Source organism: Geobacillus sp. WSUCF1 (genome assembly GCF_000422025.1).
GTDB classification, from domain to species: domain Bacteria; phylum Bacillota; class Bacilli; order Bacillales; family Anoxybacillaceae; genus Geobacillus; species Geobacillus zalihae.
The window spans coordinates 1-11,746 of the sequence record NZ_ATCO01000173.1; the positions used below are offsets into that span (position 1 = coordinate 1).

Annotated in this window: 12 protein-coding genes and 1 pseudogene; all 13 read left to right on the top strand. The window is 54.9% G+C overall.

The window, feature by feature from the left end:
- Nucleotides 1–1,231: penicillin-binding transpeptidase domain-containing protein (locus tag I656_RS0116685; RefSeq protein ID WP_033006542.1), on the top strand; the 1,231-nt coding region annotated here is incomplete at its 5' end.
- A gap of 113 nt (nucleotides 1,232–1,344) precedes the next feature.
- On the top strand, nucleotides 1,345–2,814 hold the full coding sequence (locus I656_RS02130) for a UDP-N-acetylmuramoyl-L-alanyl-D-glutamate--2,6-diaminopimelate ligase (protein WP_020756474.1): 1,470 nt from the start codon (nucleotides 1,345–1,347) through the stop codon (nucleotides 2,812–2,814).
- Between the two features lie 2 nt (nucleotides 2,815–2,816).
- Complete coding sequence (locus I656_RS19415) at nucleotides 2,817–3,098, top strand: hypothetical protein (protein ID WP_235048657.1); 282 nt, start codon at nucleotides 2,817–2,819, stop codon at nucleotides 3,096–3,098.
- Nucleotides 3,091–3,267 (top strand): hypothetical protein, encoded by a 177-nt coding sequence (locus tag I656_RS19420; RefSeq protein WP_020756476.1) that lies wholly within the window; start codon nucleotides 3,091–3,093, stop codon nucleotides 3,265–3,267. Before I656_RS19415 ends, I656_RS19420 begins: the two co-directional genes overlap by 8 nt.
- On the top strand, nucleotides 3,252–4,226 hold the full coding sequence (gene mraY, locus I656_RS02125; protein ID WP_020756477.1) for a phospho-N-acetylmuramoyl-pentapeptide-transferase: 975 nt from the start codon (nucleotides 3,252–3,254) through the stop codon (nucleotides 4,224–4,226). Before I656_RS19420 ends, mraY begins: the two co-directional genes overlap by 16 nt.
- On the top strand, nucleotides 4,227–5,582 hold the full coding sequence (gene murD / locus I656_RS02120; RefSeq protein ID WP_020756478.1) for a UDP-N-acetylmuramoyl-L-alanine--D-glutamate ligase: 1,356 nt from the start codon (nucleotides 4,227–4,229) through the stop codon (nucleotides 5,580–5,582). It begins immediately after the preceding gene.
- Nucleotides 5,583–5,635: 53 nt separating this feature from the next.
- Nucleotides 5,636–6,734: pseudogene (gene spoVE, locus I656_RS0116695) on the top strand (stage V sporulation protein E).
- 212 nt (nucleotides 6,735–6,946) lie between these two features.
- Nucleotides 6,947–7,732, top strand: coding sequence for a cell division protein DivIB (gene divIB / locus I656_RS02115; RefSeq protein ID WP_190300072.1), 786 nt, complete (start codon nucleotides 6,947–6,949; stop codon nucleotides 7,730–7,732).
- Nucleotides 7,713–8,417: a DUF881 domain-containing protein gene (locus I656_RS02110; protein ID WP_011230621.1), complete on the top strand. Its 705-nt coding sequence runs from the start codon at nucleotides 7,713–7,715 to the stop codon at nucleotides 8,415–8,417. Before divIB ends, I656_RS02110 begins: the two co-directional genes overlap by 20 nt.
- A gap of 28 nt (nucleotides 8,418–8,445) precedes the next feature.
- The gene (locus I656_RS02105) at nucleotides 8,446–9,162 is read left to right on the top strand and encodes a DUF881 domain-containing protein (RefSeq protein ID WP_020756482.1); all 717 of its coding nucleotides are present in this window, start codon (nucleotides 8,446–8,448) and stop codon (nucleotides 9,160–9,162) included.
- A 1-nt stretch (nucleotide 9,163) separates the two neighbouring features.
- Nucleotides 9,164–9,526 (top strand): small basic family protein, encoded by a 363-nt coding sequence (locus I656_RS02100; RefSeq protein WP_020756483.1) that lies wholly within the window; start codon nucleotides 9,164–9,166, stop codon nucleotides 9,524–9,526.
- A gap of 195 nt (nucleotides 9,527–9,721) precedes the next feature.
- A complete protein-coding gene (gene ftsA, locus I656_RS02095; protein WP_033006544.1) occupies nucleotides 9,722–10,990 on the top strand; it encodes a cell division protein FtsA in 1,269 nt (422 codons plus the stop codon).
- A 27-nt stretch (nucleotides 10,991–11,017) separates the two neighbouring features.
- A partial coding sequence (gene ftsZ / locus I656_RS02090) for a cell division protein FtsZ (protein ID WP_020756485.1) occupies nucleotides 11,018–11,746 on the top strand: 729 nt, incomplete at its 3' end.

Here is an 11,746-nt window from a genome sequence, read left to right on the forward strand (position 1 = left end):
CGCGGAGGCGAAATACAATCCGGACGGCATCATCGCGATCGCCATGGACCCGAACACCGGTGAAATTTTGGCGATGGCGAGCCGCCCGACGTTCAATCCAGCGGATTACCGGAGCGTTCCTCCGGAAATTTACAACCGCAACTTGCCGATTTGGAGCACGTACGAACCGGGATCGACGTTTAAAATCATTACGCTGGCCGCGGCGCTTGAGGAACATAAGGTGAATTTGCTGAAAGACCATTTCTTTGACCCGGGCTACGCCAAAGTAGCCGGCGCTACGCTTCGCTGCTGGAAAAAAGGCGGCCACGGAGATCAGACGTTTTTGGAAGTCGTGCAAAACTCGTGCAACCCGGGGTTTGTCGAGCTTGGCGAGCGGCTTGGAAAGGAGACGTTGTTTCGTTACATTAAGCAATTCGGTTTTGGTGAGAAAACGGGCATTGACTTGCAAGGCGAAGGAACAGGCATTTTGTTTGATTTGAAACGGGTTGGGCCGGTGGAACTGGCAACGACGGCGTTTGGCCAAGGAGTGTCGGTGACGCCGATCCAGCAAGTCGCTGCCGTGTCGGCGGCAATCAATGGCGGCATTTTGTACACTCCGTACATTGCCAAGCAGTGGGTCGACCCGGAAACAGGAGAGATCGTCCGCCGCAACACGCCAAAAGCGAAACGGCGCGTCATTTCCGAGGAAACATCGAAACAAGTCCGTTACGCACTTGAGAGCGTCGTCGCTCAAGGAACAGGGAAAAAGGCGTATGTCGAAGGGTACCGCGTCGGTGGAAAAACGGGAACGGCGCAAAAGGCGCAAGGCGGCCGCTATTTGCAAAACAACCATATCGTTTCGTTCATCGGCTTCGCTCCGGCGGATGACCCGAAGCTTGTCGTGTACGTCGCCGTCGACAACCCGAAAGGAACGGTTCAGTTCGGCGGCACGGTCGCTGCCCCGATTGTGGGGAAAATTATGGAAGATAGTTTGCGCACGTTGGGCGTGAAGCCCCGCAAAGACCAGCTCGAGAAGGAGCGCGACTGGAACGAGCCGAAAGTCATTGAAGTGCCAAACTTGATCGGAATGACAAAAAATGATTTGCAAGAGCAGCTTTTTGACTTAAAATTAGATGTTAGTGGCGAGGGAGATGTCGTTGTGGAACAATCCCCGAAGCCAGGGGCGAAAGTGAAAGAAGGCTCAACGGTCCGCATTTATTTGGCGAAACGCGAAGCGGCGGAAGAACGGTAAGACGAACGTGCAAGGGGCGACCGATGCGATGACACATCGGGTTGGTTGTGCCCCTTTTTCCGCTGTCTGCCTAACGGAGCGGACGATTTCGAAGCGAAAGGGATGAACGAAATATGAAACTGCTGACGCTGCTGTCACACTTGCCCGGTTTTTGGGTGCACCATGGAGGCAATCCCGATATCGTGGCGCTCGAAATGGACTCGCGCCGCGTTGCCCCCGGTTCTCTCTTTTTTTGCCTTAAAGGGTTTACAGTAGACGGACACGACTTTGCCGAGGAAGCGGTGGCGCGCAAAGCGGCGGCGATCGTGGCCGAGCGACCGCTTTCCGTTGATGTTCCCGTCGTTCTTGTGTCGGACAGCCGGCGGGCGATGGCGATTTTAGCGGACGCATTTTACGGACGGCCGACCCACCGCCTTCATTTAATTGGAGTGACAGGCACAAACGGCAAGACGACGACAACGTCGATCATCGAACAAATCGCGAGAAAAGCCGGCAAGAAAACAGGGCTCATTGGCACGGTTCACATCAAGGTCGGCGACCGCTCCTATCCGGCGGCCAATACGACGCCGGAGTCGCTCATTTTGCAGCGCACGTTTAAACAGATGGTCGATGAAGGAGTGGAGTTTGTCGCCATGGAAGTGTCGTCGCACGCGCTGCACCAAGGGCGGGTGCATGGCTGCGATTACGATGTGGCCGTCTTTACGAACTTAACGCAAGACCATTTGGATTATCACGGGACAATGGAAGAATATCGGAACGCCAAAGGGCTTTTGTTCGCCCAGCTCGGCAACCGCTACGACGAACGGCGGCCGAAATTTGCCGTTCTCAATCATGACGATCCGGTTTCGCAGTATTATAAACATATGACGGCCGCGCCGATCGTCACATACGGGATGAGGGAAAAAAGCGATGTGATGGCGGAACAGATCCGCATGACCGCAGGCGGCATGGCGTTTCGGCTGTGCACGCCGCACGGATCGGCGGCGGTCGAAACGAAACTTGTCGGCTCGTTCAATGTCTATAACATTCTCGCCGCTGCCGCTGCCTGCCTTGCCTCTGGCTTTTCGCTTGAAACGATCGCCGCGGCGCTTGCGGATGTCGAGCCGGTGCCGGGTCGGTTTGAAACGGTTGATGAAGGGCAAAACTTTACGATCATCGTCGATTACGCTCACACGCCGGACAGTTTAGAAAATGCCTTAAAAACGGTGCGCCAATTGGCGAAGCGAAACGTGTATGTCGTCATCGGCTGCGGCGGCGACCGCGACCGGTCGAAACGCCCGCTCATGGCGCAGGTGGCGGTGCGGTATGCGGATGTCGCTATTTTTACCTCCGACAATCCGCGCTCGGAAGACCCGCAGCAAATTTTGCGCGACATGGAAGCGGGAGTAAGCGCTGAGGTCGGAAAGCATGTGACGATTCCTGACCGTGAAGAGGCGATCCGCTACGCCATTGGCCAGGCGCAGGAAGGCGATGTTGTGTTGATTGCCGGCAAGGGGCATGAAACGTATCAAATCATTGGCAATGATGTGATTGAGTTTGACGATCGTGCTGTTGCCCGAGCGGCAGTGAAGGAGAGAGGATGACGATGATCGCATACAGGATGGTGCAATCGATGGCGGTGGAGGCGCGCGGCATTGTCGATGAAACGATTTGTTTTCATGCCGTGTTCGTCGATCCGATCCAGCAGGTGAAGAAAGGATTGTTCGTCCCGCTTGAGCGTGGGGCGGAAACATTGAAAACAGCGATTGAACACGGGGCGATCGGTTCGTTTTGGCCTCTTGGCGAACCGTTGCCGCGCTACATTCCTAACCAATTTCCACTTTTTTTTCGTTCCGTCGCCGCTCGAGGCGGCCGCGGCATTGCTTGAACGGTATTTAGAGCAAGGCGGCGAGGGGGAGGCGCAGTTTTTCTTCGAACTTCCCGAAGACAGCCCCATCGCTGGGGAGGCCGTGCGTCGCCGGCTGGCGAAATTGAAGAAGCGATGGCTGGACGCTCGGCCGTTTAAAGGATGTGACAATGCATGCGAGAACAAGTGATCATCATGGCCATGGCGGCTTCCTTTCTCATCACTGTCATTTTATCGCCGCTGTTCATTCCGTTTTTGCGGCGGTTGAAATTCGGACAAAGCATCCGCGAGGAAGGGCCGAAGTCGCATCAAAAAAAATCAGGCACGCCGACGATGGGCGGCATCATGATTTTGTTGGCGATTGTGGCGACGACCTTATGGATCACGCCGAAAATCGCCGGCTTGTCGACGAGGACGTATTTGCTGTTGTTGGTCACCGTCGGCTATGGGGTGCTCGGCTTCCTCGACGATATGATCAAAGTCGTGATGAAGCGAAATCTTGGCTTGACGAGCCGGCAAAAATTTATCGGCCAGCTCCTGATCGCAGCCATCTTTTTTGCCGTCTACCGCCAAAGCGGCTTTTCGACGGTGTTACATATTCCCGGCGCCGATTGGTCGGTCGACCTCGGATGGGCGTACGGCGTGCTCTTGTTGTTCATGCTTGTCGGCGGCTCGAACGCTGTCAACTTGACCGACGGGCTTGACGGGCTGCTTGCCGGAACGGCGGCGATCGCCTTTGGCGCTTATGCCGTCTTGGCTTGGAATCAAGGCCAGTACGATGTCGCTGTATTTTGCGTCGCTGTTGTTGGCGCCGTGCTTGGCTTTTTAGTGTTTAACGCCCACCCGGCGAAAGTGTTTATGGGCGACACCGGCTCGCTCGCACTTGGCGGGGCGATCGCCGCTGTCGCTGTCCTGACGAAGCTTGAACTGTTGCTTGTCATCATCGGCGGTGTGTTTGTCATCGAGACGCTGTCGGTCATCATTCAAGTGGCTTCGTTCAAAACGACGGGACGGCGCGTGTTCCGCATGAGTCCGCTTCATCATCATTATGAGCTTGTCGGCTGGTCAGAATGGCGGATCGTTGTGACGTTTTGGGCCGTCGGCCTTTTATTTGCGATGCTAGCAATTTATATCGAGGTGTGGATGTAATTGAAACCGACTCGTTTTTATCAACATCGTCGTGTGCTTGTCATTGGATTGGCGAAAAGCGGAGCGGCGGCAGCTCGGCTTCTTGCGGAGTTAGGCGCTAAGGTCGTCGTCAATGATCAAAAGCCGCTTTCGGAAAACATGGAGGCCAAGCAGCTTGAACCGCTCGGCATTCGCGTCGTTTGCGGCGGTCATCCGCTTGAACTGCTTGATGAGCCGTTTGACCTTGTCGTGAAAAACCCGGGCATTCCGTACACGAACCCGATGGTGAAAAAGGCGCTTGAGAAGGGGCTTCCGGTTGTGACCGAAGTGGAGCTTGCTTATCACATTTCCGAAGGGCCGTTTATCGGCATCACCGGGTCCAACGGAAAAACGACGACGACGACGCTCATTTACGAAATGTTAAAAGCGGATGGCCAAGATCCGCTGCTTGCCGGCAACATCGGCCTTGTCGCCTGCGAGGTGGCGAGGGAAGCGAAGCCGGGGCAATGGCTTGTCATGGAACTGTCTTCGTTCCAGCTTGCCGGCATTGACAAGTTTCGCCCAACCATTGCGGTTTTGCTCAATATTTTCGACGCCCACTTGGACTACCACGGAACGAAAGAGGCGTATGCAGCGGCAAAGGCGAACATTTTCCGCAATCAAACGGAGCGCGATTATGCCGTCGTCAATGCCGACGATCCGCTCGTGATGAACATTGCCTCCTCGGTTCGATCGCAAAAAGTGCTGTTTTCGGCGACGAAGCTTCTTGGCGAAGGGGCGTACGTTCAAGATGGCGCCATCTATTGGAACGGTGATCCCGTTATCAGAATCGCTGACATCGTTCTTCCTGGACAGCACAATTTGGAAAACATTTTAGCGGCGGTGGCGGCCGCCAAGCTGGCCGGCGCCAGTGATGAGGCGATCCGCCAGGTGCTGGCGACGTTTTCCGGCGTGAAACATCGGCTTCAGTATGTGGCGGAAATTGACGGCCGGCGGTTTTACAACGACTCGAAAGCGACGAACATCTTAGCGACGCAAAAGGCGCTTTCAGCGTTTGCCGGCGAGCCGGTCATTTTGTTGGCCGGCGGGCTTGACCGCGGCAATGAGTTTGATGATCTTCTCCCGTATTTGCAACAGGTGAAGGCGGTCGTACTGTTCGGCCAGACGGCGGATAAAATCGGCCGCATCGCCCAAAAAGCGGGAATAGAAACGATCCGATATGTCGATAATGTGGAAAAAGCCGTCCCGGTTGCTTTCGAGCTTTCCGAGCCGGGCGACGTCATTTTGCTCTCTCCAGCATGCGCCAGCTGGGATCAATACAAAACTTTCGAGGAGAGAGGGGACATTTTTATCAATGCCGTGCATAAGTTGAAATAGAGGGAAAGGGACAGCCCTTCCCCTCTAGTTTACAAAAATAGAGGTGTTGGGCATTGCCGCGGAAAAAGTCTGCGCCAGATTTTTTGCTCATGATTTTGACGTTTTCGCTCTTGGCCATCGGACTTATTATGGTGTACAGCGCGAGCGCCATTTGGGCGGAATACAAATTCAACGATTCGTTTTTCTTCGCCAAGCGCCAGCTATTGTTTGCGGGCGTCGGCATTATCGCTATGTTTTTTGTCATGAACATCGATTATTGGGTGTGGCGCGACTGGTCGAAAGTGTTGCTTGGCGTCTGTTTTGTGCTGCTCGTTCTTGTGCTCATTCCCGGCATCGGCATGGTTCGCAACGGGTCGCGCAGCTGGATCGGCGTCGGGGCGTTTTCGATCCAGCCGTCCGAGTTTATGAAGCTGGCGATGATCGCGTTTTTAGCCAAATATTTATCGGAAAACCAAAAAAAAATTACGTCATTTAAACAAGGACTGTTGCCGGCGCTTTTGCTTGTGTTTGCCGCGTTCGGCATGATTATGCTGCAGCCGGACTTAGGAACGGGCACCGTTATGGTTGGTACGTGCGTGACGATGATTTTCGTCGCCGGCGCCGTCTCAGCATTTTGCCGGGCTTGGCGTTTTGGGGCTCGCTGGGCTTGCCGCCCTCATCCTGTCGGCTCCATATCGAATCAAGCGGATTACATCGTTTTTAAACCCATGGGAAGATCCACTTGGAAGCGGATTTCAAATCATCCAGTCGCTGTACGCCATTGGGCCGGGCGGCTTGTTCGGCCTTGGGCTCGGGCAGAGCCGACAAAAGTTTTTTTACTTGCCGGAGCCGCAAACCGACTTTATTTTCGCCATTTTAGCTGAAGAGCTCGGCTTTATCGGTGGTTCACTCGTTCTCCTGCTCTTTGCCCTTCTTCTTTGGCGCGGCGTGCGCATTGCCCTTGGCGCCCCTGACTTGTACGGAAGTTTTTTGGCGCTTGGCATTATTTCGATGATCGCGATTCAAGTGATGATCAATATCGGCGTTGTGACGGGACTGATGCCCGTTACCGGCATCACGCTCCCGTTTTTAAGCTACGGCGGATCGTCGCTGACGTTGATGCTGATGGCCATCGGCGTGCTGCTTAATATCAGCAGGCATGCCCGGTATTAGGCAAGCGGCGGATGTCCGCCGTTTTTTTGGCGTCTCTCGAACGCAGCCCATCGTCGAACGGTGCCGGCAAATGCGATAAAAACAGGCTCTCTCTTGCATTCATTTGTGATATAATGAAAATAAGTGCAAAAACAAAGAAACGGCAGCGGATGCCGTTTGTTTTTATACCGGTCGTTTCAGCGCGGGCGTTGAAGAAGAAAGCGGGGAATGCGATGGAAAAGGGAAAAGTCGTCGTCTTGGAGGACCGCGTGCCGAAACTGAAGGAGCGGCGCCGCCAGAAAGCGAACCGCCGGCTCATTGCGTACTTATCTTTCTTTTTTCTATTTATTTTGTGCGTCCTTTACTTCCAGTCGCCGCTTGGCGCTGTCGGGCATGTGGAAGTGAGCGGCAACCGTCATCTCACAGCGGAGCGCATCATCAGCTTAAGCGGCATTACGAAGCGGACAAGCTTTTGGAAAGTGAATGAACAAAACGTGGAAGAAAAGCTCACTCGCCATCCAGAAATTAAGGAGGCAACAGTGGAAAAACAGCTGCCGAACACGATCGCCATCCACGTCCGCGAATGGCGGCGAATCGCTTATGTGTATGACCGGCAAACGTTTTTTCCATTGCTTGAAAACGGGCGGCTGTTAAAGCAAGAAGGGACGAAGACGGCGCCAAGCGATGCGCCGGTGCTTGTCGGCTGGAAAGACGGCGACGCCATTGCTGAAATGACGGGGCAGCTCGCCGAACTGCCCGCGGCCGTGCTGGGCGCCATGTCGGAAATTCACTACAAGCCGACGAGGGAATATGAAGACCGCGTCATCGTCTACATGAATGACGGTTATGAAGTAAGCGCGACAATCCGGCAATTTGCGGACAAGCTGTCGCATTATCCTGCGATTGTCGCCGCGCTTGACCGAAACGTCAAAGGAGTCATTCATTTGGAAGTCGGCAGCTATTTTGTTCCTTACTCCCCCCCGAAAAAGGAGGATGGCGATGAAACGACAAGCCCGTAGCCGCCTCCTGCTGACGTTGATCTGCTTGATCTTCGGCGCCATGCTCGGGTTCTCGTACCAACATGCGAAAAACGAAGCATCCCGCCGCGAATGGAGCGACAGCGAGTGGAAAAAAGAGTACGAATATCGCTCGGCGCTTCTTGCTTTGCAAAAAGAAAACCGGTCGCTCAAGCAGCAGCTTGTCAAAAAGCAGGAGGAGCTGGCTGCGTGGGAGAAGAAGCTGGCCGAGGAGCAGGAGAACGAGGCCGGATTGGCAAAAGAAGCGGAACAGCTGCGCATGCATGTCGGAAAAGCGAGGGTGAAAGGGAAAGGTGTAGCAGTCACCCTTTCCGATTCCTCTTATATCCCCTCTGAAGCGAGCGCTACCAATTATATCGTTCACGAACAGCACGTATGGAAAGTTGTTCACGAGTTGCTCATTTCCGGCGCCGAAGCGGTCGCGATTAATGGGCAGCGCATTTCCCACCGTTCATACATCGTCTGCAACGGCCCAGTCATTGAGGTCGATGGAACGCAGCATGCCGCTCCGTTTGTCATTTCGGCCATTGGCAATCCGGACGTGCTCATGTCCGCTCTAGAGCTTCCCGGCGGCATCGTTGACGAACTTGTCGAAGACCATATCGACGTAAAAGTGGAAAAGCAAGGAGCGATCGTGTTGGATCCGGTGTTTGCGCCCGAGCCGTAAAACGGGCGGAAAGGGGCGATAAAGCGCATTGGAACGGAAAAATCGATTCTATTTTGCCGGCGTAGCTGCCATATTCGGTGTGATGCTGGCCGTCGGGCTTCGGACGACGCTGCATCCGGAAGGACGCGACACGCGCGACATTTGGGAGTTGCGCGCCGATTTGACAAAAGAGCAGAAGCTTGAACAACGGCTGCTTGAGGAGCTAGAGAGTTACGAGGAAACATTGCGCCGCTACCGGCGGGAACACGAGGCGGGCGGCGCGACAGAGCTTGAAGCGACAGTCGCGAAGCTGAGGGAAGAAGCCGGGCTGACAGAAGTGAGAGGAAGCGGTCTCGTGTTGACGATCGCGCCGTTTTCGGCGGCCGGCTACGTTGGTCCGGCCGTTGCCGCCGTATCGCCCGAGCTATTGCAACGGTTAGTGAATGAGTTGAACAAATACGGGGCGAAAGAAATCGCCATCGACGGTGAACGACTGACGAACCGGACGGCCATTCGCGATGTCAATGGCGCAACGAAAGTCGGGAGCCGCTCAGTGAGGCTGCCAGTCGAAGTGAGAGCAATCGCCGATGATGCGGACAAGCTGTACAGCGGGCTCGCCGTTTCGCCGATCCGCGATGATTTCGCCGTGGAAAACTTGGAGCTGTCCATATCCAAGCCCCAGCCGCTCGTTGTCATTCCGCCCGCGGCTAGCCGCCCTGATGTGAAATACATGGAGACAGAAAACGGCGGCAAGGAGGAGAAATAGCATGTGGCTTCCGCTTCTCGGATTGCTTCTTGGGTTTGCCATCGGCGTTCTCGCCGGCTGGGAAGTTCCCGATGAATATTCCCATTATTTGTCGATTGCCATTTTGGCCGCCTTTGATACATTAATCGGAGGATGGCGCGCCCACCTGCAGCGGACGTACGACGAAACCGTATTTATAACCGGGTTTTTTTTCAACATTGTTCTGGCCGCAACTTTAACTTTTCTTGGGGTGCATCTTGGTGTAGACTTGTATTTAGCGGCTGTGTTCGCCTTCGGCGTCCGCTTGTTTCAAAACATTGCCATCATCCGCCGCCTTTGGCTTGCTGAGTGGGCCAAGCGGCGGTACAATCGCGAAAAAAGTTAGGAAAAAGACAGGGAAAGTGTTTTCGCGTGTTGAATTATATAGGGTAAAACAAAATATCGTGTTGTTGCGAAACTCGCAAACTAGACATAGACCAATAGACAAAGAGATGGGAAATTTCAGCCGAAAAAGGAGGTGTCGCTGCTTACTGAAACGCCGGCCGGCACCGGCGCGTTTTTAGTAGGCAGATGCCAAAAAATGAGCAGCAATGAGATCGTCGTTAGCCTGGATGTCGGAACATCGAGCGTGAAAGTCATCATCGGGGAAATGCTAGGCAGCTCCATCAATATTATCGGGGTGGGCAATGTCAAAGCGGAAGGGCTCAAAAAAGGGGCGATTGTTGATATAGATAAAACGGTGCAGTCGATCAGACGGGCCGTCGAGCAAGCGGAGCGGATGGTCGGTTTATCGATCCGCCGTGTGATCGTCGGGGTGGCCGGCAGCCATATTCAGCTCCATGACTGCCACGGCATTGTCGCCGTCGCGAGCGAAAACCGGGAAATCAGCGATGAAGATGTCGCCCGCGTCATCGATGCCGCGCAAGTTGTCTCTATTCCTCCCGATCGGGAAATCATCGGCGTCGTTCCGCGCCAGTTTATCGTCGACGGGTTGGACGGCATTCATGATCCGCGCGGCATGCTCGGCGTCCGCTTGGAAATGGAAGGCACTATGGTGACGGGTGCGAAGACGGTATTACATAATCTTCTTCGCTGTGTGGAGCGGGCAGGCTTGGAAATCAGCGATATTTGTCTTCAGCCGCTGGCGGCCGGTTCGCTCGTGCTGTCCGATGACGAACGGCATTTGGGGGCGGCGCTCGTTGACCTGGGAGGCGGCTCGACAACGGTCGCTGTCTTTGAGCAAGGGACGCTGCAAGCTGTCTCTTCGCTGCCGGTCGGCGGGGAGCACATTACGAAAGACTTGGCCATCGGATTGCGGACGACAACGGACGATGCCGAAAAAATCAAACTGAAGCACGGACATGCATTTTACGACTACGCTTCGGAGGAAGAAGTGTTCAGCGTGCCGATCATGGGCACCGATCAACACCAGCAGTTCAGCCAGCTGGAGATCGCCGATATTATTGAGGCGAGACTGGAAGAAATTTTGCAAATGGTTCAGCAGGAAGTGCGTCGTCTCGGGTTTCGCGATCTCCCCGGCGGCTATGTGCTGACCGGCGGCGTCGCCAATATGCCAGGGTTGCTTGAGCTGGCCCACGTCGTTTTAGGGACGAGCGTCCGCATTGCCATGCCGGATTATATCGGTGTGCGCGACCCGCAGTATACGATCGGCGTTGGCTTGCTCAAGTTCGCCTACCGGCAGGCGCAGCTGCAAGGGAAAACGGTCCCGGCTGCCGCTGCGGTGGAGCCGGTCGAGCGCTCCTCGCCAAAACAGCAGTCGAAACCGAAAAAGAAAGAAGACCATTTTGGGAAGAAGGTCAAGAGATTTTTTGGTTCTTTCTTTGAATAGAGATTGAAATTTTAGGAGGATTTGGCCATGTTGGAGTTTGAGACAACAGTCGATCAGTTGGCAACGATCAAGGTGATTGGAGTCGGGGGCGGCGGCAACAACGCCGTCAATCGGATGATTGAGCATGGGGTGCAAGGTGTAGAGTTTATTGCGGTCAATACGGATGCACAGGCGCTCAACTTGTCGAAGGCGCCGATCAAGCTGCAAATCGGGGCGAAGCTGACACGCGGCTTGGGCGCGGGGGCGAACCCAGAAGTTGGAAAAAAAGCAGCTGAGGAGAGCAAAGAGCAAATTGAAGAAGCGCTTCGCGGCGCCGATATGGTGTTTGTCACCGCTGGCATGGGCGGCGGCACGGGAACTGGGGCGGCGCCTGTCATCGCCCAAATTGCGCGCGAGTTAGGGGCGCTTACGGTCGGCGTTGTTACACGCCCGTTTACGTTTGAGGGGCGGAAGCGGGCGACGCAGGCCGCAAGCGGCATCGCCGCCATGAAAGAGGCGGTCGATACGCTCATCGTCATTCCGAACGACCGGTTGCTTGAGATTGTCGACAAAAATACGCCGATGCTTGAGGCGTTCCGCGAAGCGGACAATGTGCTGCGCCAAGGGGTGCAAGGCATTTCCGATTTGATCGCCGTGCCGGGGTTGATCAACCTTGACTTCGCTGATGTGAAGACGATCATGTCGAATAAAGGTTCGGCATTGATGGGGATTGGCATCGCCAGCGGCGAAAACCGAGCGGCTGAGGCAGCAAAAAAA